Annotated in this window: 19 protein-coding genes; 11 read left to right on the forward strand and 8 right to left on the reverse strand. The window is 37.6% G+C overall.

Going from position 1 to position 22657, the window contains the following annotated elements; translation table 11 throughout:
- Nucleotides 1-51: 51 nt before the first annotated feature.
- Nucleotides 52-2916, reverse strand: coding sequence for a TonB-dependent receptor domain-containing protein (locus DO88_RS16970; protein ID WP_033037844.1), 2865 nt, complete (start codon nt 2914-2916; stop codon nt 52-54).
- 277 nt (nt 2917-3193) lie between these two features.
- Entirely contained in the window at nt 3194-5533 is a 2340-nt protein-coding gene (locus tag DO88_RS16965) for a DNA polymerase II (RefSeq protein ID WP_033037845.1), read from the reverse strand.
- A gap of 108 nt (nt 5534-5641) precedes the next feature.
- Between DO88_RS16965 and DO88_RS16960 the strand changes: the two genes are divergently transcribed.
- The 8 genes from DO88_RS16960 to DO88_RS16930 all read left to right on the forward strand — a co-directional run bounded on the left by DO88_RS16960 (nt 5642) and on the right by DO88_RS16930 (nt 13333).
- Entirely contained in the window at nt 5642-7375 is a 1734-nt protein-coding gene (locus DO88_RS16960) for a tetratricopeptide repeat-containing sulfotransferase family protein (RefSeq protein ID WP_033037846.1), read from the forward strand.
- 84 nt (nt 7376-7459) lie between these two features.
- The gene (gene dinG, locus DO88_RS16955) at nt 7460-9535 is read left to right on the forward strand and encodes an ATP-dependent DNA helicase DinG (RefSeq protein WP_033037847.1); all 2076 of its coding nucleotides are present in this window, start codon (nt 7460-7462) and stop codon (nt 9533-9535) included.
- A complete protein-coding gene (locus DO88_RS16950) occupies nt 9535-10311 on the forward strand; it encodes a sulfite exporter TauE/SafE family protein (RefSeq protein ID WP_033037848.1) in 777 nt (258 codons plus the stop codon). The genes dinG and DO88_RS16950 overlap by 1 nt, the downstream gene beginning before the upstream one ends.
- Before the next feature lies 1 nt (nt 10312).
- Nucleotides 10313-10921 carry a primosomal replication protein gene (locus tag DO88_RS16945; RefSeq protein ID WP_008138518.1) on the forward strand — a complete coding sequence of 203 codons (609 nt, stop codon included), beginning with the start codon at nt 10313-10315 and terminating at the stop codon, nt 10919-10921.
- Nucleotides 10921-11814, forward strand: a complete 894-nt coding sequence (locus tag DO88_RS16940) for a histone deacetylase family protein (RefSeq protein ID WP_033037849.1) — start codon at nt 10921-10923, stop codon at nt 11812-11814. The genes DO88_RS16945 and DO88_RS16940 overlap by 1 nt, the downstream gene beginning before the upstream one ends.
- A 51-nt stretch (nt 11815-11865) precedes the next feature.
- Entirely contained in the window at nt 11866-12147 is a 282-nt protein-coding gene (locus DO88_RS16935; protein WP_008138519.1) for a late competence development ComFB family protein, read from the forward strand.
- Nucleotides 12131-12283 (forward strand): DUF2496 domain-containing protein, encoded by a 153-nt coding sequence (locus tag DO88_RS18640; RefSeq protein ID WP_007378179.1) that lies wholly within the window; start codon nt 12131-12133, stop codon nt 12281-12283. The genes DO88_RS16935 and DO88_RS18640 overlap by 17 nt, the downstream gene beginning before the upstream one ends.
- A 174-nt stretch (nt 12284-12457) precedes the next feature.
- Nucleotides 12458-13333, forward strand: a complete 876-nt coding sequence (locus tag DO88_RS16930) for a DMT family transporter (protein WP_008138520.1) — start codon at nt 12458-12460, stop codon at nt 13331-13333.
- 53 nt (nt 13334-13386) lie between these two features.
- Here DO88_RS16930 and DO88_RS16925 read toward each other — a convergent pair whose 3' ends face one another.
- Entirely contained in the window at nt 13387-15585 is a 2199-nt protein-coding gene (locus DO88_RS16925) for an exonuclease domain-containing protein (protein WP_033037850.1), read from the reverse strand.
- A gap of 89 nt (nt 15586-15674) precedes the next feature.
- Here DO88_RS16925 and DO88_RS16920 point away from each other — a divergent pair, with 89 nt between their 5' ends.
- Nucleotides 15675-16169: a phosphatase domain-containing protein gene (locus tag DO88_RS16920; RefSeq protein WP_033037851.1), complete on the forward strand. Its 495-nt coding sequence runs from the start codon at nt 15675-15677 to the stop codon at nt 16167-16169.
- 58 nt (nt 16170-16227) lie between these two features.
- Here DO88_RS16920 and DO88_RS16915 read toward each other — a convergent pair whose 3' ends face one another.
- The 3 genes from DO88_RS16915 to DO88_RS16905 form a co-directional block, all read right to left on the reverse strand.
- Nucleotides 16228-16617: a hypothetical protein gene (locus tag DO88_RS16915; RefSeq protein ID WP_157600354.1), complete on the reverse strand. Its 390-nt coding sequence runs from the start codon at nt 16615-16617 to the stop codon at nt 16228-16230.
- Between the two features lie 87 nt (nt 16618-16704).
- Nucleotides 16705-17091, reverse strand: coding sequence for a hypothetical protein (locus tag DO88_RS16910; protein ID WP_226929071.1), 387 nt, complete (start codon nt 17089-17091; stop codon nt 16705-16707).
- Nucleotides 17092-17200: 109 nt separating this feature from the next.
- A complete protein-coding gene (locus DO88_RS16905) occupies nt 17201-17443 on the reverse strand; it encodes a hypothetical protein (RefSeq protein WP_024599791.1) in 243 nt (80 codons plus the stop codon).
- 447 nt (nt 17444-17890) lie between these two features.
- On the opposite strand from DO88_RS16905, the gene DO88_RS16900 reads away from it, so the two are divergent.
- Nucleotides 17891-19306 (forward strand): sugar porter family MFS transporter, encoded by a 1416-nt coding sequence (locus tag DO88_RS16900; RefSeq protein WP_033037853.1) that lies wholly within the window; start codon nt 17891-17893, stop codon nt 19304-19306.
- A 54-nt stretch (nt 19307-19360) separates the two neighbouring features.
- On the opposite strand, the gene DO88_RS16895 is transcribed toward DO88_RS16900, so the two are convergent.
- A complete protein-coding gene (locus tag DO88_RS16895; RefSeq protein ID WP_232224764.1) occupies nt 19361-19921 on the reverse strand; it encodes an outer membrane beta-barrel protein in 561 nt (186 codons plus the stop codon).
- A gap of 199 nt (nt 19922-20120) precedes the next feature.
- Here DO88_RS16895 and DO88_RS16890 point away from each other — a divergent pair, with 199 nt between their 5' ends.
- A complete protein-coding gene (locus DO88_RS16890; RefSeq protein WP_033037855.1) occupies nt 20121-21356 on the forward strand; it encodes a helix-turn-helix domain-containing protein in 1236 nt (411 codons plus the stop codon).
- Between the two features lie 96 nt (nt 21357-21452).
- Here the strand turns inward: DO88_RS16890 and DO88_RS16885 are convergent, their stop codons facing one another.
- The gene (locus tag DO88_RS16885) at nt 21453-22412 is read right to left on the reverse strand and encodes a response regulator (protein WP_232224765.1); all 960 of its coding nucleotides are present in this window, start codon (nt 22410-22412) and stop codon (nt 21453-21455) included.
- Nucleotides 22413-22657 lie beyond the last annotated feature (245 nt).

Genomic DNA, 22657 nt, shown 5'->3' on the forward strand with positions numbered 1-22657 from the left:
CCATAAAAAAAGCGAGCCTAAGCTCGCTTAATATACATTAATTAATTCAAATTAGAATTTTAATGAAAGGCTCGCATGGAAGTAACGACCTAACGAATCGTAGTAACCAGCAATAGCATTTGCGTTTGTTGATAATGAACCACCAACTAGAGGTGCCTCTTTATCCATAACGTTGTTAACACCTACTAATAAAGACGTGTAATCATTAATAGTAAATGTACCTTTAAGGTCAATATAGCTTTGTGAGCTAATACCGTCGTCTTGTACTAATGTATCAGCACCAGTGTAATCGTTTACACCGCTGAAGAAACGCCATTTAGCAGTAGCTCTCCACCAGCTGCCCGTGTCGTAGCTAGCAGATACAACATGACGCCATTCTGGTTGAGGGAAACAACCGTTATCTAATGAGTCAACACAGTCATATACTTCACTTACACCAGGAATATTATCAAATTCCTTAGTTAACATGTAGGTACCAATGATACTAGTTTTTAATGTACCTTCAGCAATTTCCATATCGTAGTTTGCGCTTAAATCGATACCTTCGTAATGGATATTACCTAAGTTAGTATTTGTAGCAACAACTTGGCCAGAACCTATCCAAAGGCTACCACTACCAGGTGTACGGTCTACGTTATCACAAAATACAGCCGCGCCGCTTTTACCACATTGTGTAACTAAAATTTCTGGGTCAATATTACCAATCGCGTCTTCAAGTTCAATATCCCAGTAATCGATTGAGAAGTTGAAGTTTTCGAATGGGTTACCAACAACACCTAAAGTAATAGTATCAGCGATTTCTGGAGATAAATCTGGATTACCACCAAACAGAGCATTATATTGATCCGCAGGGCTCTTACCTACATTGCCGTACTGACTTGCAGAAACACCTGTATTTGCACACTCAGCAGCTGTTAGGCTTGGTGTACCAGCACATGGATCAGTACCGGCCCATAAACCAGTGCTTTGTTGAGCGAATAGCTCACCATTGTTTGCTGCACGAACTGCACGGTTGTAGCTTGAACGAATTTTCCAATCGCCTGTTACATCCCAGTTCATTGCCACTTTATAAGTCGGCTCAGCACCTGAAGTGCTATAATCTGACCAACGGTAGCCTAATTCAACAAGCAAACTTTCAACTAACGGTAAATCTTCAACGATTGGTAGGCTAAGCTCACCAAACACTTCACGTACTTGATAACCACCATTTAAACTCTTAGTAGTACCACCTTGGCCAAGTAATAGACCTTGTGCATATACTTCATCAGCTGTTCTACTGAATGTTTCTTCACGATACTCTGCACCAAATACTGCAGCAACAGGGTACTCTGAAGATGGAAGTGCGAAGTCGAATTCGCCAGTAACAAAACCACTTACAATCAATTGCTCAGTAACACCGTTCAAAATTGCCGTACCAGTAAGTGACTGTGCAGCTTCTTCTGTTACACCATCAAACTGAAAAACATCGTACGGAATACAACCAGAAGTCGCGCTACAATCTTCACCATTTGCTGATAAAGCGGTGATTATACGCGGACCAAAGAAATCATTTTCATATGCTGAAGAAGATGAAGTTGAACCGTATTGAGCAAATGCTTCGTAAGACCAAAGGTCGTTAATTTCGCCTTTACTACCTAATACTAAACGGAAAGAGTTATGTTCAAGGCTGTCTGCACGAGGGCCACCTTCAACGTTACGCTTACCAATATAAGTTGCAAACTGATCACCAGAAGTCAATCCAAAGCGCTCAGTTAGTTGTGCACGTTGTGTATCATTTAATAATGGGCTATCAAAATCAATTGAGTAATTATCATTAAAGAACGTACCAGACTCAGCAATCTGCGCTGTAGTGCGGTTACGCATAAACATTGCTTCCATGAACGGACGGAAGCTATCATTGATTTCGTAGTTAGCAAACATACCTAACGTATGACGTTCATCAGGACGCATAAAGTGGTTAATTGGCGCGTAGTTATATGTATTACCAACTGAAGGAATGAAGCTGCTATCTTGACCTAGAGTCCAGTATTCGTACTGGCCTTCACCAAAATCTACAACACCGTCAGCGTTAGGAGCTGAGATATAAAAGTTAGGGTTAACAGCATTACCTGAACCACCACAAGCTGTACCAGCAGCATTTAGAGCACAAGATGAGTAATCACGTGCACCTTGGCGTAATTCATTTTGTCTGTTGTAAGTAAAGTAAGCTACTGCATGACCCCTACCACTATCAAATGCACCACCTAGAGTCGCTGCAAAATCAAATGACGCGCCATCAAGACCCGTATTACCTTCTTCATACTCAAAGCCAGCATCATCCATTAGGCCTTGCATGTATTCATTATCGTTATTATGTTGGTAAGCAGTTGTACCTACATTAACTTCAAAACCCTCAAACTGATCGTTCATTACAAAGTTTACAACACCAGCAACAGCGTCTGCACCGTAAGTAGATGAACCACCACCAGTCATTACATCTACGCGTTTAATTAGCGCAGCAGGAATTTGGTTAATATCAGCTGATTGTGTGTAGATACCACCAGCTTGCATACGACGACCGTTTACAAGAACAAGAGTACGCTGAGCGCCCATACCACGCAAATCAAGCGTTGCAGTGCCCGAAGCGCCATTTGATTGGAAAGAAGTGTTAGACGCTTCTAGTTGCGGCAAACTATTCATCATGTCTTCAACACGAGTAAAACCTGCAACAGCAATTTCTTCTGCAGTTGTTACTTGTACCGGGCTAGCTGTTTCCATATCTGTTCGCTTGATACGTGAACCAGTAACTTCAATTCGTTCAACTTTATCAACTTTTTCTTCATCAGCAGCAAAAGAACTTGCTGAAAACGCAGCTGTTGAAGCCGTACCGAAAGCTATCGCTAAGCGAACCGCCTTTGAAACTTTATTATTTAACATTTGATTCTCCCAGAATACTTTATATTTTTTATATTTTTTTGCTTGATTACCATTTGTTAATAAATAGTAATCATACGCTATGATAATACCAGCAACACAATGTGGTCAACATAAAATTAACCTAATGTTAATTGGCAATGCTTTTACAGCCAAAGAATTACAATTTAGAGTCAAAAAATTTACATTGGCATTATTAAATAGCGCCATTACTGCATTAGGAGCAATTATAAAAAGGGAGGATTGAATTCACAAAGGTTAACTTTTAGCTTACAGTAACTTAAAAGAGAGAGGTTTGAGTGCTCTTTGATAGCGTCACTTCCATAGCACTAAAAATCATTTCGGCTATTGGGTCTAATTGTTTTCTTATATACAAAGGATAATTCAGTCTTTTATTTGTATCACTGAGCTCTGGTCCATCAAAGGTGTAAACATATTCTATAACTTGCCCTCGTTTAACCTCAAAGTTTGGGTTCAGAGCTTTATATTTTTTAACTGCTTGGACATGTGGTGGAATATTCTTTTTATATTCAGTTAAATTTTGTCCTAATTTTTTTCTATAAATTAATTTATTGTCAAATTCTCCATTTTGTAAACGCCTAGAGTAAGAATTAACTAACTCCTCTAAAAGGCTTATTTTATAGTCACTACTGAACAAAGCTTCAAACAACTCTACTTGAAACTCTTGAGCGAACTCAGTCCAATCACTTCGAACTGCTTCAACACCTTTAAATACTAGCTCATTGTGATTTTTATTAATTTTTTGACCTACATATCGTTTTTTAGAGCCCATCGTTTTCCCCCTAATTGTAGGCATAAAAAAAGGACTGTATAAGGTTTCAAATTCAATCTCCAAAAAGCTCTCTAAGTCGTGCTTCTGACTAATTTCTTGTATCCACTGTTGATTGATATTAATAGCTAATTGTTTACCAATTTCATCGCATTGAAGCGTATTCAAACCGTCATCCAAAGTAATGAATATTGAATCTGTATCGCCATAAATTACATTGTACCCACACTCCTCTATCCATTTTTTTGTGGTTTGCATTATATCGTGCCCACGTAGTGTGATTGAACTTGAAAGACGTGGATCGTAAAAACGACATCCCCGAGAACCAAGCACTCCATATAAGCTATTCATAATAATTTTTATAGCCTGCGATAACATAGGTTTTTGGCTATCTTTTGCTTCTTGCCTTGTTATTGATAAAGTTTTTATAAGGGCTGGTAAATGATTTTTATGTCTTGAAAAAAGTGCATTATTATATCCTGGGATTGCATCTTTTGGATTGAGCAACCCTTCAATTAACCCAAGAGGATCTATACAAAAAGTACGCATAATTGATGGATATAAGCTTTTAAAGTCGAGCACAAGTACATTTTTATAAAATCCCGGTTTTGAAGACATTACATACCCTCCAGGACTATCAAAATTTAAGCCATGATCTCCTAAATTAGGTGCTACATAACCACCTCGGTGAAGTAAGGGCAGATAAAGGTTAACAAATGAAGCGACTGAACCTCCCATCCTATGAAGTTCAAGCCCCGTTAATTGACTCCTAACAACAGCAAAATCAAGTAAATTTAATTTGTTAAAAATACGTAGCACCAGTACGCAATCTTGTCTATTGTATTTCGCAAGGGATAACTTATCATCATTAAATTGGCGTTCAATTTCTGCTAGCTGGTCACTTGAACTGATGAACTTTTTCTCACCAAGCTCCTTAGCAGCTACATTTGACAGGCTGAAGCTATCATAGTGGTAGGTCGCATTTTTTAACGTGTCTATACCGTCTATAACAACTCTTCCTGGTATAGTTAATCGAGTATAATTGCCTACTCGTAATTTTATTTTTTCGTTATTACGTCCAAGACGCAATTCTATACCTAGAGTTTCAGCTCTGGAGTGAAGAACAGAAAAATCAAACTCAATGACGTTCCAACCAATAATAAGATCTGGATCTGTTTTTGCTATAAAGTGCTGTAATTTTTGTAAAAGATCGATTTCATCAACACACCATATTACTTCAATTGCATCACCATATTTAATCGGACTGCCAATCATTAATACACAATCAATGCCATGACCGACCAGACCAATGGAGAATAATACCCCTTCTCCATTGCATTCGATGTCTAAAGAAACTGTTTTAAACTTAGGATTTACATCTGGGTTATTTTTAAATTGGCAATTGGTTAACAGCCTATATCCGTCTTTATGTGTAATATCTCCTCTCACCCATGTGGAGCCTTTAATAAATCGCTCCATTAAAAAGCGATCTATAGGCCGTATGTCATCTTCGTATGTCACAATGCTCTCTGGGCTTAGAGTTTTTAACGCATTGTAGTAATGCTTAAGTGATTTAAAGTAGCAACCAGCCACGCTCCCTTGCTGGAAATTTTTTAGTTCTACAGGGACAATTTCAAAAGAAACACCTGAGAGCCGCAGTACTTTTTCTACCGTCGCCTTATCCTTTAACTTGATAAAAAAAACAACTGACTCTGGTAAGCTAATTGTTTTTAATGGCCCTTTTTCAGTTAAAAGCCAAATAACAAAACTTACGCCCAAAGGTGAATCAACTGTTTCTGTAGAGAGAATAAACCCCGAGTCTAAGTGCATTAATGAAATAAGCCTTGTAATAAAAAACGACAAAAATAAAATTTGTAAAGCAGGTTATATTTTATTTCTTTCTAAGTTAGTCTTAAGAAAAAATAATATGAGCATTCAATGAGCCCTTCTGAAATTATCCAACACGCTAATAATCTACTTCAACAAAACAAGCTTCAACAAGCCAAAAAAATAATATTATCTTTAATTCAAACTGCACCAGAGCACCATCAAGCTTGGCAAGTATTAGCCCAAGTACATCGACAGTTAAAAGAGCAAGAGCAATACCAACAAGCCAATAAGCAATATGAGATGATTGCTTGGTTTAACCAACGTTTAGATAAAGCGAATCAGCATCTATTAAACAAAGAATTAAAACCAGCAGAAAACATTGCCCATGAGTTGCTCAAACTTGTAGCGAATGAATACCGTGTTTTAGTGTTATTAAGTAAAATAGCTTTTCAGGCAAACGACTTAAAAACGTATTTGGCTATTACTTCTCATAATATAAATATAAACAGCACAAAATCAGCCGCTTATGATGTGCACATTGAAGCATTATTTAATACAAAGCAATATTTAGAACTAATCTCTTTTTATAATAGGTCGACCAAATTAGTTACTTTACTACCACAATCCCAAAGTCTACTCGCTGCTGCCTATGTAAAAATGATGGACTTCAAAAATGCATCTCTAAATTACCAATCTTTGTTAAATAAAAATTATTACCCAGCATATTGCAATTTAAGACTTGGAAACATAGAAAAGATAATTGGCAATAACCAAAGTGCTATTGCGTACTATTGCAAAACAATAAAACTAGCTCCTCATATCGGCGAAGCCTATTGGAACTTAGCAAACTTAAAAACATATACTTTCACTCAGCTCAATATAGCTAATTTAGAACAGCAGATAACAATAGACTCAAATAAATTAAATAGAGCACAACTTCACTTTGCTTTAGCTAAAGCATATGAACAACAAAGCAGGTACGAAGATGCCTTTTTGCAGCTAAGAATAAGTAACGATTTACAAAAGTCACTTACCCCTTACATTACTAATGACTTTAATGAGCGCTGTAAAAAATACCTAACCAAAAAAGTAGCCAATACAGTACATTCCTCAACCGAAAATGAAGCCCAGCTAATATTTATTGTAAGCTTGCCTAGAAGTGGCTCTACACTTATTGAGCAAATACTGGCATCGCATAGCCATGTTGACGCTAGCTATGAATTATCAGAAATCAATTCTATTGCTGTAGAATTAGAAAACCTTCAGATAAAAAGCAACGTACCTTATAAGCTAAATAGTTTGACACAAGATCACTTGGCAAAATTAGCCAAACGCTATTTAAAATTCATTGAACCTTTTCGCAATAACAAGCCTTACTTTATTGATAAACAACCAGTCAACTTTCAACATATTGCTCTTATCAAAACTTTATTTCCTAATGCAAAAATAATCGATGTACAACGAGATAAAAAAGCAACTGCATGGAGCCTTTATAAGCACTCATTTTCACAAGGCCATAGTTATAGCTATGATCAGGAAGATTTAGCTCATTACATGAATGAATATTATAAGCTAATGACACATTGGCATACCGTATATCCTGACGAAATATATACGGTTAATTATGAAAGCTTAATAAACAACTTCACTGAAACGGTTGATGATTTATTTGAACATTGCGATTTAGTAGTAGAGCAAGCGTGTTATGAGTTTTATAATAATCAACGCCCTGTTTTAACTCCCAGTTCAGAACAAGTACGTAAACCCATTTACAAAGAAGCGCTGACTGACTGGAAAAAATATGCAAATCATCTTACTCCACTGCTTAATAGGCTAAATTAGTAAACAAGCTGCTTGTAGTTACACTCTTATAACTCTAAAATCCATAGCACTGTAATTATATACATACTTTAGGTAAATCATCCCATGCTTTCTGACTCACTAAAAAAAACAATTAGGCAAGTACACCAGCATGTGGCTAATAACCTAACTGATTACCGCCCGCGAAGTAGCCAAAACTACCTTGTTGCCGAAATAGCAAAAACACTCGCAGGCGACTATCACAAAAAACAACGCATATGTGTTATTGAAGCAGGCACCGGTACAGGTAAGTCTCTTGCCTATTGTTTAGGTGCATTACCACTGGCCTTGGCACAAAAAAAGAAACTGGTTATTTCGACTGCTACCGTTGCACTGCAAGAACAATTAATAGCAAAAGAGCTCCCGTATTTTAAAAAGCATTCAGGCCTCGACTTTAAATTTGATTTGGTAAAAGGTCGTCATCGTTATATTTGCGCTCACAAACTACACAATGCTGTTAATGGCGATAGCCAAACACAAATGGATTTTATGCCATCGCTTACTTCACCATTGAGCGCAATGGAAACCAAGTGTTTAAATGAGCTATATAACGCCTATGTGAATAAAAAGTGGCAAGGCGATAGAGACAGCTGGGCCGATACTGTACCCGATAGAGTGTGGAACTTAATAGCGTGCGATAAACATTCGTGTCAGCGCCAAATGAAGGCCCATCAAACGTGTCCGTTTCAGCTTGCTCGTAACCAATTAATGCAAATGGACGTACTGGTAATTAATCACTCATTATTACTTGCCGATTTAGACTTAGGCGGCGGTAAAATTTTACCAGAACCCGATAACACCATTTACGTTATTGATGAAGCGCACCATTTAGCACATATAACACGCGATTTTTCATCTGCTGCTGCCACAATAAAAGGTACAATAGAATGGCTTGATAAGCTCACTAAGTTTAGCGGGAAAATGGCGAAGGTCTTAGTGGGGCAAAGAGCTATTGGGCAAAACTTTAAACTTTGCGACAGTATTAACGATGCAAATAAAGACTTAAAAGTAGTTCGCGATATTCTTGATAATGCCGACTTTGAATACTCAAAAGACGATACTTACCGCTTTGAGCACGGTGAAATCCCAGAATCGCTGCACAGTAAAGCTAAAGACATAAGCGAAGCCACGCAAGATGCGCTGCGCTGTTTAAACAAAATGCACGACACCCTTACCCAAGATGTAAGCGACGGCGATATAAAACCTTACGTTGCCGACCCAATACTAGGCGAAAGTGGCCAATACATAAACCGGTTAGAACAACTAAACAAACTTTGGTTTAGTTACGCAAAAAAGGGTGAAGGTACACCCCATGCACGGTGGATAAAACGTCTTGAATATAAAAGCCATCACGACCACTTATTAAGCGACTGCCCTATCGAGGTCGGTTACTACTTAAAAGATAAATTGTGGCGAGAATGCGCGGGCGCTGTTTTGTGCTCAGCTACATTAAGTGCACTGGGCTCGTTTGATCACTTTGCTTACGAAACAGGGCTTGCTAAAGAAGAAGGCGTTAAATTTATTAAAGTACCTTCTCCTTTTGATTACCCAAAACAAGCCACTTTACGTATTCCTGTATCTAAAGTAGAGCCAACCGATAAAGACTTTAGTGACCACTTAGCTAAAACATTGCCAGAGTACCTAAATGATAAAAAAGCGAACCTTGTATTATTCGCTTCTTACTGGCAAATGGACCACGTAACAAAGTTTCTTAGAACAAAAGGTTTTAACTTATTAGTACAAGGTGAAATGTCGCGAGAAGCGTTACTTAAATTACACACCAAAAATGTAGACGAAGGCAAAGGCAGTATTTTATTTGGAACACAAAGCCTTTCAGAAGGTCTTGATTTACCAGGTAAATATTTAGAGAACTTAATAATTACTAAAATTCCGTTTGCTGTACCTACTTCGCCGATAGAAGAAGCGCAAGCAGAATTTGTACAAAGCAAAGGTGGTAACCCGTTTTTAACGATTACCGTGCCAGACGCCGCAAAGAAATTGGTACAAAGCTGTGGTAGACTGCTGCGAAAAGAGAGTGATGAAGGCTGTATTACTATTCTCGATAGGCGCTTAGTTACTAAGCGATACGGTAAAGCCATGCTCGACACCCTACCACCTTTTAAAAGACAAATAGATTATTAATGTTTGAACTCGCACTCGATCCAACAACCTGGGCTGTTTTATGTGCTGTTGCACTTGCCGCAGGTTTTATAGACGCTATCGCCGGTGGCGGTGGCATGTTAACTGTACCCGCTTTATTAACTGCTGGTTTGCCTCCACATTTAACATTAGGCACCAATAAACTAGCAGCAAGTTTTGGCTCGTTAACGGCAAGCTATACATACTATAAAAAGAACTTATTTAGTCCTAAGTTTTGGGCTGCCTCTATTATTGCTACCGCAATAGGTGCATTGATAGGTACTGTTATTGTTGATCATTTAAGTATCGACTTTTTAAACAAACTGCTTCCAATTATTATTATTTTGGTTGCCGCTTATAGTTTATTTGGTAATTTAAGTACCACCGAAGGTAATAAACTTCCTAAACTAAACAAAGCGATGAAAATAAAACAGTGGTTACAGGGTTTATTATTAGGCTTTTTTGATGGTTTAGCAGGCCCAGGTACGGGTACTTTTTGGACAGCCTCCAATGGCATGCTTTACAAAATGAACCTGCTACTCAACTGTGGCCTAGCGCGTTCAATGAACTTTGTGTCTAACTTTATATCGCTCATCACCTTTGTTGCACTCGGCCATGTAAACTTTTTACTTGGCATAACAATGGGCTTTTTTATTATGCTAGGCGCATGGCTTGGGGCGCATTCAGCAATCCGTTTTGGTAGCAAATTTATTCGCCCAGTATTTAATACTATGGTTATACTTTTAGCATTAAAACTAATTTACGAGGCTTACTTTTAATATGCACCCTACAGCTTTAGATAAACTACGCCAACAAGTTGCAACGCTAAAACAACAAGCTGAGCAATTTGATAAAGCTAAACTTTTTTCTAAAAATCGTTACATGCAAGCACAACCTAGCTTGTTTGACCGCGCAGTTTTTAGCACAAAGAGCATGAACCTAGTCGATTACGTAATAGAAATAGAAGACGAAGTGTCAAGGTTACCGCCAAGCGAACATCGTCATGCATACACCTACGCACTTGAACGTATTGCAGCTCAAGTACAAGCCGTATTCAACGTTATTAAATCAACGCCTATTTGGGTTAAAGAAAATAAAAGCCATTATAAACCTCGCCCTAAGCAAACCGTTTACAAGCAAGCTGTGCAAAAAATAATGCAATCGTCGCATGAGCTTTACGACGAATTAAAACAAAACCATGAGTTTGAACGCCGTTTAGTGCTCATGATTGAAGAGCGAAAAATGCAAATGGATAAAGCCTCGCCTGCTAAAGCACAAAAGCTTAACCTTGAAATATTAAGCACACACGCTCGATTAGGCCGCTGCAGAAAAGCAATTTCTGCCACCGAAGATAAAATTCAACAAGTCGAAAAACAACAATTACGCTAATGCAGCTTTTTTACCACCCGCTATATTCTGCTTTAACGCTTCCTGAGCGCCATCGTTTTCCAATACAAAAATACCAAAAGCTTAAAGCAGAAATTGAAGGACTAGGCTTAACTCCCAATAATTTTACTTCACCTATAAAAGCAACGCCTGCTCAGCTTTCGCTGTGCCATAATCAAACTTATATAAATAACTTTTTAAACGGCACGCTTAGCAATAAAGCCATAAAAAAAATGGGCTTTCCTTATTCAAATGAATTGGTAAAGCGCACATTACTATCAGTTGGGGCAAGCATCCAAAGTAGTGAACACGCGCTAAAACATGGTTTTTCGGCTAATTTAAGTGGTGGCTATCATCATGCATACAGTGATTACGGTAGCGGTTTTTGTATTTTTAACGATCTAGCTATTGCAGCAGCACATTTAATAAATACAGAGCAAGCCGACACTGTTTTAATTTTTGATTGCGACGTACACCAAGGCGATGGCACAGCACAAATCACTCAAAATCATGACCAAATTATTACGTGCTCAATTCATTGTGAGCAAAATTTCCCTCGTAATAAACAGCAATCCACTTACGATTTTGCATTACCCGCTAAAACAACCGACGCTGAGTACCTCACTACATTAAAACAAGCACTCGATTTTTGCGTGCGTATTCATAACCCCGATATTATTTTATATAATGCTGGCGCAGATATTTACGAAAAAGATGAGTTAGGGTTATTAAATGTATCGCTCAATGGCGTATATAAACGTGACTTTTTTGTTCTCAATTTTTGTAAACAACAGAAAATACCACTCATGTGCAGCCTTGGCGGTGGTTATCAACGTAATTTAACCTCATTAGTTAATGTACATAAACAACTATTTAAAGCCGCTATCGATTTATAGTAAGCCTTGGTATAAACTCAATTAAATGGATTAACAAAGAGTGATAGGAATATGCGATTACATGACGATATACACAACTTTTACGAAAAAATTGTTCTAGAAGAAATAATTAAAAGAAAACTTGATGGACAATACAACGAAGATGTAATGGCTGACTTTTGCTGTACTGTACTAAACCAACTGCCACCAAGATATATTCGCTATGACGTAGACATGGCATTTTACTTACCACAAGCCGAACGTACACATATGGAAGAACGCGTACAAACTGCGATTGATGTGGCTATTAGTCAAATTTCTAAAAAGAAAAAGCACCATGACCAACCCACTTGATCAAGCTCCAACATATATTAAACTTGCAGTAGATTTAATTATGATATTAGAGCAACACGATGTTGCTCCAGAAGAAGTACTAAAAGCACTTGAAATAGTTAAAAGCGACTTTGAAAAGAAGCGAACCGAAAGTTAACTTTATTTAGCATGCTCAATTGGATAGGTAGTTACAGTCTCTTCGTATTTCTCACAATTAACTTTTCTTTATTAACCTTGGTTTATTATTTTTATGTGTCAGTTCCGAATATGGCTTACACCATTTATAAACCCTGTTACTCTAAAAGCTAACCAGTATAATTAAAGTACTATCATGACTTTAGCAAGCTTACTACGATTGTTTTTTTTGGCCGCTATTTGGGGCGCTTCTTTTTTATTTATGCGAATGGCAGCTAACAGCTTGGGGCCTGCAGTATTAATTGAGTTTAGAGTAGGCTTTGCTGCAATTACTTTATTTATTGTTGCTTTGTATTTAAAACGCCGTTTAGCGTTTATCCAGCATAAAAAACACTTTTTTATTATAGGCGCGTTTAATTCTGCTCTGCCGTTTTTATTTTTTGCTTACGCAGCCCAAACTATTAGTGCATCCACACTCTCTATTTTAAATTCTACAACACCAATATGGGGTGTTGTAGTTGGAATTTTATGGACAAAAACAAAGCCCACAAAAAGTATGGTGCTTGGTTTACTGCTTGGTTTGATTGGTGTTGCAATACTTGTTGGGCAAAATCATTTTGTATTAAATAGCCAATCAATTTTAGCCATAGTAGCAGCATTAAGCGCATCACTTTGCTATGCCATTGCATCGCATTACACTAAAAATGCGCCTAAACTGGCCCCATTTGATAACGCCCATGGCTCAATGTGGGCTTCAAGCTTTATGGTATTACCGCTTATCTTATTTATGCCAATACGAGAAATACCAAGCACCAACGTTATGCTAGGTGTACTCGTATTAGGAGTAGTGTGTACCGCACTTGCTTATATTTTATTTTTTAAATTAATCGACGATATAGGCCCTACATCGGCGTTAACAGTCACGTTTTTAATTCCACTATTTGGCATTTTTTGGGGACATTTAATTTTAGATGAGCAAATTGGGCCAAATACGTTACTCGGCGCATTATTTGTAATTATAGGTACGATGCTTGTAACTGGATTTTTACCACGAAAAAAAGCACTTAGCTAAAGTAAGCTAAGTGCTTAAAATTGCATACTACTTCTTGCGTCAAGATTTACTGCTTATTCACTAATTTGGGATTGCTGAATAAGCAATAACAACTCAGCAGTAGCGGTTGCATCGGCCAATGCGCGGTGATGGCTCGTTAAATTTAAATTAAAATGCGATGAGAGATTGCCAAGCGAATACGACTTTAAGCCTTTAAACGCTTTGCGCGATTCAACCACGGTGCACATTTTTGGCATTTTAAAAAAGTGCCCTGCCATCTCGCATTCTTTTTTAATAAAGCCATAGTCAAAATTAACGTTATGGGCTACAAAAATACTGCCTGCGAGTTTATCTAATAGCGGCTTGGCTATATCGGCAAATACTGGCGCGTTGCGTACCATGCTATCGCTAATACCGGTTAATGACGTAATAAAGCCAGGTATATGGCGCTCGGGGTTAACTAAGCTTGTCCAAGTATCAATTACTTTACCGTGCTGCACTTTAACAATGCCAATTTCGGTAATTCGGTTGCCGCCTTTTAAGCCGCCCGTGGTTTCTATATCAACTACGCTGTAAACACGGTTTGGATCTACAAACCACTTAACTGCAGCAATATGTACCGTAAAGCCCACTTTTTTTAAATTATCAATAGTTGTAAGTTGGTTGCGCCTAAGCTTATCGCCTGGGGCTTTTACTTCTTCAAAATGTACTTGGCCATTATTAATAACCATTAAGTCGGGGTAGCCGTCTTTTAGCTGTAAATAATGTTTACTCATAGCCGTTAAGTGCGCAATTAGTGCCTCAAGTGGGCTGTTTAAAATAAGCGCTTCTAGTGGCTCTAATAAATTGCTGCGCCATCTAAATAAGCCATTGGGCTGATCAAAGTATTGCGCTGCATTTTTGCATACTAAATTAAGTAATGCTTGCGACGTTTTGCACTGAGCTAAGCGCTCGTTTATCTGTGTTTGCTGCGCTTCATAAAAATTACCAAGCCTTAATACTTGCGGATAAATATCAAACTCATTGCATGGCGGATAAGGCGACTCCACAAATAACTCGTGCCAAAATACTAAACCAAACAAACTTTGCCAAAGCGTGTTTTCGGTATTAAATACCTGCATACCTTGGCGAGTATAATAATCGTTTACGCCCTGCTCTACTTCACCTCGGTACAGTTCATCAATTTCTAGCACGCACTGAGTGTCGGCAAGCATGGCACTTAAACGCGAACGTGTTTTTTTATTAAACTTACGCATTAAAAAATCGTCAGCAAAATAAAGTAAATCATCAGTGAGCGGGTTTTCGATAATGGCTTCTAATCGAGCTTTTACCCACTCTTTATTACCAAGCCTGTATTGCTCTCTTATTTGAATTTCTTGTGCTTCGCTATCATCCACGCACCCTTCAAGTAAACTAAAAGCAAGTTCGCTATCAACTGTTTTTAGCTGTCTATAAAGCCTAACTAATAGTTTGTTTTTTAATACAACGGCAATTGCACCATGTGCAGCTTGCACTAAAACCTGCGACGCTAAAGCAACATAGTCGCTCTCATCTGTAATATTTTTAAATGCTAACCGGTAACGGTTTAATAAATAGTTTGATTGTGCTTCGTCTAGTGTTTCAAAGCGCGACAAGCTCTCGCTGTGTCCTTCGCGCGTAGCGGTTAAGCCTAAGTCTCGCATTACAAAACGGTTTTGATGATTTACATCACCACTGCTTAGTTTACCTGCAAATAAAAACTCAAAATACTCGTAGTAATCACTGCGGTTATTAATTACGTACTGGCTATAAAGTGGCGCAAGCTCTTGTGGGCATGCTTTAAAAAACTCATGCGCAATATCCACCAGCGCGCCTTTAGCGGCGCTTTTTTTAAAGCTTATTTGCTCACTGTAATTACTTAGCAACTCAACCAAAGAAGGTTTGGTTAAGTGCGCTAAAAGCTGCGAATAATGCTGCTCGTTTGGCTCAAATAAAATACCCGCTTTTTTTAGCGTATAAATAGCCTGATGCGGCGAGGTTATTTCTTCATAATTAAGCGATTGCGCCTGCACTAAATAAGGCTTTCGCGAATACACACGCGCCAACATGCACTGGCTTTGCTCATCTAGCTGGTTAATTTTACTAATAAATTCGCTGTGTTTGGGCTCAAGTAAATGCATACATTTACTAGTTACAAACTCAATAAGCTCTCTAAAATGCGCTAAATAGTATTTTGCTGGTAATTCTTTTTTCATAATATCGCCACAACTGTATATAAAAACAGTATCTAGCATTTATGCTTATTATTCAATCTTAAACTTGTAACTAAAACACGCTATAGTGAGCTTATTAAAGCAAATTCATTAAAAATAAAGGACTTACCATGAGCGCGCACCCATACGATGTTTTATCACTTAATAACGGCGCAAATATTATTTTTACGCCCTGCCCTGGCACAAAAACACAAAACCTAGCGGATTCAATCAATACATTAAAAGCCGCTGGCACTCACATGCTGCTTTCATTTATGCCGCAACAGGAACTTGAAAAAAACAACGTAGAAACAATTAATAGCGAGTGCAAAAAACATGATATAACCTGGTTTCATTTACCTATAAATGACGACGAAGCACCCAAGCAGCCTTTTACATCAAGCTGGAACACCCACAAAACCGACATATTACAGGCCATACAACACAAACAAACCATTGCCATACATTGCAAAGGCGGTACAGGACGTACAGGTTTGGTCGCTGCGCTTATTTTAAATTCGGCAGGTTACACAAAAGAAGAGGTATACAACTTAGTACAAGGCATTCGCCCTAAAGCGCTTACTATAGAATTGCAAAAAGAGTACTTTGAGAGCTTTGAGGTGTAAGTAAGGAATTGGGGAGGGTTTAGCACTATAAATAGTGCTAAAAATATTCTTTTAAATGTCATTCTACGGCCTCAATCAATCGTCCAGTCATTGAGATACCAACAAGACTAATTGGTGTGTCAGCAGCGAAAACGTAAAACCAAACTATTTGCATTTGCTGGTCTATTAAACAAACTTGGCTCTTTAGGTGAACAAATGCAAATATCACGTCTTCAACACTGTATTTATCACGAAGAAATGACATAACTTTTTCTGTTGCATTACCAATTGATATTGGTGGTTCGCCATCACCTAAGTCCCAATTAGGACGGTTTAACAAATCATCTGGTGTAATAAATAGCTTTTTCCCATATCTCTCAAAAGTAGAGGACTCAAAGCAGCTGGGAAAGTAAGCATCAGCACTTATATTTATAGAAACTAAAATTAAAAGTAGATAAAGTGCTCTCATATCCATCCGTGCTTATAACGTCCCACGCAGCTGGAAACGCGAGCGCTCTGGCGCAGCCAGCAAGTGTTTTTCCGATGACTTGCCTTGTTAGTTTTCAATTTTTTCGGCAATTTTACCATTAATAAATAGTACTCCATTTTTTACAAGTACATCTCCATTCCAGATAGAACCATAGTATGCATCATCAAGATACAAGTCCTTCTCATACTTCCCAACGATCTTTAGCGTATGCATATTTTCGGAAGTCCCAAATTTTATCGTATGGTTTAAGGGAGAGGGAGAACTTTTACCAATAGTTTCTATAGGAATTAATTTTTCACTATATGGTTCAATGATTGTTACACCCAAGCCCGGATGGATAATATTGTACTTAAAGGAGTTGCCGACTCTTTTTCCTTCATCAGCACCAGTAATCCCATAAATACTTGCACATCCAGATACGAACATGATTAAAATAAGACAAAATAACCTCAAAATTGACTCCATAAGTTTATTTGAAAACTAACGCTTAGATAACAGGCTAAGTAATGGTTGGCTAAACTGTGTAGCGAAGCGAAACGTAGCCAACTGTTACTTATTATGTTTACCTACCACCAGAATCTTGATTGTTATTAGGTATATCATTACATACAGCACAATTAATATTTTTGCGATAATTGTAGAAACGCCTAATAGCAAAAATGGTTACCGATACTAAGGCCCACAAAATACCGAATTCAATAGAGTATTCTAGACTTCTGCCTTTTAAGTATTGAACGCCTGTCAACAGAGAAAAAATAATTGGTAGAGCTATAGCGTATTGAACAATCCATTTTTTTATTGGCATAAATATTCCATTAACACTCTGAGCTTGAAGTAAACATAACAACTTAATCGACGATATTTGTCGTTTTATAGACCGACAATGTTCCTATATTCAATGCATTTACCTTAACCACCAAATAACCACCTGTAAACAAATACTAAACCTCATATCAGTTTATGCAATTGCAAAAACACACCCAAATGGGTGAGAACAGTAATATTGGACAAAACAGCTACTTCCCATACAAAGCACATTGTTTATTAAAATTCAGCATGTGTTATTTAAAAGGCGCTACTTAATTTCAAAGTATTGAATCTAACGCCTTTAAGCTAATACCTTTAAATTAAAGCCTTTAAAAATGGCTCAATTTATACTCACCAACCCCTTTATACTCGCACAAGCATATTCAACCATAACGCTTTACGATATTATGCTCTTTTATATTTAATTTAACTTTCAGGGCATATAATGACAACGCACACACCGCCTTCCAACACAGCTGAACACACCTCTCTTTTTTACGTAATATTTATATCGGCTGTGGCTGCTATTGGTGGCTTTTTGTTTGGTTTTGACTCGGGCGTTATTAACGGCACGGTGTCGGCGCTAGGTAATGCATTTAATTCTAGCAGTGTGGCTACGGGCTTTAATGTAGCGTCTGTGTTATTAGGGTGCGCCCTAGGTGCACTTGCTGCGGGGCCGCTGGCTGATAAGTTTGGTCGCCGTGCAATTATGATCATCACTGCGATTATTTTTGCCATTAGTGCTTTTGGTTCGGGCATTAGCGAAAGCTCTGCGGAGTTTATTTTTTACCGTTTATTTGGTGGTTTAGGTATTGGGGCTGCATCAGTATTAGCGCCAGCTTATATTGCAGAAGTTGCGCCACCAGCACTTCGTGGTCGTTTAGCTACACTACAACAACTCGCTATTGTACTGGGTTTATTTGCTGCTTTTTTAAGTAACTACTTAATTGCTGATGCAGCAGGTAGTGCGCAAAATATTTTAATGCTTGATATAGCCGCTTGGCGCTGGATGTTTTGGGCTGAGCTTGTGCCTGCTGTGTTATTTTTAGTGGGTGTTTTGTTTATTCCGGAGTCGCCTCGTTATTTAGTGGCGCAAGGTAAAGTGGATGATGCAAAAGCGGTATTTAGTAAAATTTCGAACGACAACCTTGATGCGCAAATAAGCGATGTTAAAGGCTCTTTGCATAGCGATAAAAAGCCAAGTATTCGTGATTTATTTATTGATAACAGTAAAAAAGTACACCCAATTGTTTGGGTGGGTGTTGCGCTGAGTGTATTTCAGCAATTTGTGGGTATTAACGTGGTATTTTATTACGGCTCTGAGCTTTGGCAAGCCGCTGGGTTTGACGAGTCGCAATCGTTATTTATAAATATACTCGCAGGCACTACTAATATTGTATCAACCTTTATTGCCATTGCCCTAGTTGACAAGATTGGCCGTAAACCACTGCTATTAGTAGGCAGTATTGGTATGTTTATCAGCTTAAGCGCGCTTACTTATATATTTGGCAGTGCAGGCCTTGATGAAGCAGGCAAACTTGCACTTAGCGATAACATGGGTACGTTTGCGCTTATTATGGCTAACTTATTTGTGGTATTTTTTGGCTTAAGTTGGGGCCCAATTGTGTGGGTATTATTAGGCGAAATGTTTAATAACCGTATTCGTGGGGCAGCGCTTGCTGTTGCGGCTAGTGCGCAGTGGATTGCTAACTTTGCAATTACCATGACATTCCCTATTATGCTGGCCAATATTGGCCTTGCTGGCGCTTATGGCTTTTATGCGTTATCGGCATTTATAAGTATATTTTTTGTTGTTAAATACATAAAAGAAACACGCGGTAAAACGCTCGAATCTATGTAATATCAATCTACATAGTCAGTAATGGCGAGGCTACTCGCCATTTAGCTACGAGCTTTAAAACTCAAATAATACACCCAATTGAGTTGTTTCATTGCGGCCGAACTCAACTTCAGTACTCGCATACGAAAGTGAAAGTAAAACCAGATCACCCAGCGGTACTTCAAGTCTTACTTTATAAGTAAAATCAGTTCCTGAAAATTCCTCTTTTGCCTCAGGGCCTGGGTTTAAAAAAAACCCTTGTTTAGTGTCTAATTCCCAGCGCGATAACCCAACCATTGGCACAACCCTAAAGTGTGTTACTAAATCAAATGAATACCCTATCATTGCCTTAAATTCATACGTTTCGTAACTATCAAAAGTACCAAATAATACATCACTTGATGTATAGGCTAAATTAGCCTCTGTGACTACATTGTTTTCAAACTTATAACCGAGTATATAACCAAGCGAAAACCCGTCGGTGTCAAAATCTTCTTTTAAAATTGCAAAATCTTTATCTACTTTTATTTTTCCTGTACCAAGCTCAACGCCCATTCTTATTTGAGCCTCATTGGCATGTGTAGTAAAACTACTCATTAACAATGTGAATGCACTAAGTGTGATTATTTTTTTCATTTTATTATCCAATATTGAGTTGACCTTAAAACGACACTTTGTTGCTCCAAGGGTGTGTTCAATATATGATATTAAGCGTACCCTAATTAATCCACGGACATAACCGGACATTTTAAGTATTGCGTTAGGAAACCTTTTGTCAAAATTGAAATCCCTCCTAAGCCGTAAAATATTTAATACCGACTTACAAGAGTGAAAATTGAACAATTCAAAAACTGCCTTTCTAAATCGAGGGCAATTACAGCAATATATAATAGAGCAATCGATAAAACATTTATGGCTTGCCAATCAAATAGGTGTAAGCGAAAAAACCCTTACTCGATGGCTTAATGGCTCAGTTACAAGAATACGTCTGAGTAATTTAAATAAGCTTGCAAGTGCTTTAAATTGTGAAAAAGGAAGCTTGATCGCCCGTTCAGAAGTGGATATTTACCCGAGTGAAGAGAACCGAGATATTTTAGTAAATGAATTGCATAACGATGGGCTTTTGTATGAACTAATGATGAGCAGTAAAATTAAGCTCGCTATTTCTTTAATTAAATCAACATTTCACTCCGCATTACCAAGCGCTATTGTGGCCAACTTCTATATTAAACTTGGTTATGCCGCGCTTATTCATCGTCAATATGAAAAAGCACTACAATATTTTGATAAAGGCCTTAATAAAGCAATTAAAGTGAATGATCTTCCGTTAGTGTTTTCTGCTAATTTAGGCACTGCAATTACTTTACTATTCTCTTGTGAGTTTAAAAGATCACACCATTATTTAGTAATATGTAATGCCACATTACAACACGCGAACCAAGAAAAGGCTCACTATTACAGCACAAATGCACTTTTCTATTTATATTCTGGTGATATAAACGCTGCAATCCAATCAGCTAATTTATGCTTAAACGAATGTGATATAACAACCGATTCAATAGAAAAGAATCTATTTAAGAGTACCGCTTTACAGCTGCTCGGCGCGTGTTACTTGTTACAAGGCGATATTGAATTAGCGTATACACTTTGCGCTGAATCACTAAACGTAGCCAATCTATCTGGGTATAATCGCTGTGTTGCGGTATCAAAAGGATACTTAGCCGCTATTCATTGCACAAACGCAAACTATGTACTTGCAGAGCAACTTATAGCCCAGAGTATTGCCTTAGTAAGTGACGAAGATATTGCACTACCGAGCTTGTTGTGTATCTCATTATTTATTTACCGAAAAACTGGGAACAGTTCAAAATTCGCGGTTTCTTTAAACGCACTAAACAAAATTTGTAACACCGCTACAGTCCCTAACACCTTTGCTATATATCAACTTTATTTAATAAATATAGAGCAAGGTGAGATGCACAAGGCATCTGAAAAATTAACACATATTGAAAACACACTAACTCAGCTCTCACTCCCGCTTTGGCAGCCATGGTTAACTAAGCTAAGCTAGTATGTTTTCAATATGTTAGTAAATCTTTTAACCAGAGTTCAGGTTATGTAGTTTTATTGCACTCATTTGTAAAAACTCACTTATTAGCTAGCTAATTTAATTAAGCTGCCAAGGCTTAATAAATTTTTCCAGATCCGCTTTTGTGACTGGTTTTTGTAAATAATGCGTAATGCCTTTTTTAAATAATTTTGCTATTTGAACATCATCTGTGAGACCCGACAAGATAGCTTTTGGTGTATCAGTATTTAAAGTACTTTTGCTTACTAACTGCTGCGCTACATCACTGCCAAATATTTCTGGCATACATTCATCTAAAAGCAGTAAATCAAATTGATTATTTAAAGCTAGCGTTAATGCACTAGCACCATTATCTGCACATGTTACCGAACAACCGAGCATTTCAAGCATCACTTTAGTCGCTACTTGACTTGGTAAGCTATCGTCAGCAACTAATACAGACAAGCGTTTCTGGGCATACAATGAAGTTCGAATAGCGACCAAGTCTGTATCAAAAAAGGGCCATCCAAGCACATTGCCTGATAATTCTATGTCTTTATTTAGTTCATCAACTTTACCAATAGCATAAAGTTTTATACTGTTTTTTAAAAAGTTAGTATCCAGCTTTCGCATTAAAGAATGACTATTTAAGTGTCGTAAGTCCTCGAGTTGTAGAAATTCATTACAAGTATTTTCGTATAATCTAAAATTAAAAGCATACAGCTCATGAGTGTGCGCTGACATTATTGAACAGCTTTTAAATAACGTTTCGCAATCAGTTAAAACACCAACATTTTGATTAAGCTTAAGTGCTAAATCAATAGGTTGTTTGGTAACTAACAGACCATGCACATCAAATGTATTTTCTTGGTTAGCATCATCTATCCAATAGCAAACATTAACTCCTAAGGTATTTGCTCTAACTTTTAGCACAAAATTATCATTTACTGACTTCAAAGCAGGAATAATAAATTTTTCGCATTGCGCTAAAACGTGTTCATAAGGCGCATGTAAACATACGTAACTGCATTGCAGCTCATTGATTAAAGTAATTGACATATACCGCTCTTGTGTTTCGCAGTATTTACCTATTACCCCTTGGATAATCTTTAAAATATGGCTTTGAGTATTCATATATATCTTATGTAACTTTGTATACTTAGCTTAAATCAAGTTACATGCCACATTTATAAACATTCTTTATTGACTATATTCAATAACTTAAAAATTAATATTAAAAACACTTTAGCCGTATTCGCATTTTAAAAATCATAATGCGAAGCATATTGGGGTGACTTCCTGTA

The organism is Pseudoalteromonas sp. S3431 (assembly GCF_000690035.1).
Classification (GTDB): Bacteria; Pseudomonadota; Gammaproteobacteria; order Enterobacterales; family Alteromonadaceae; genus Pseudoalteromonas; species Pseudoalteromonas fuliginea.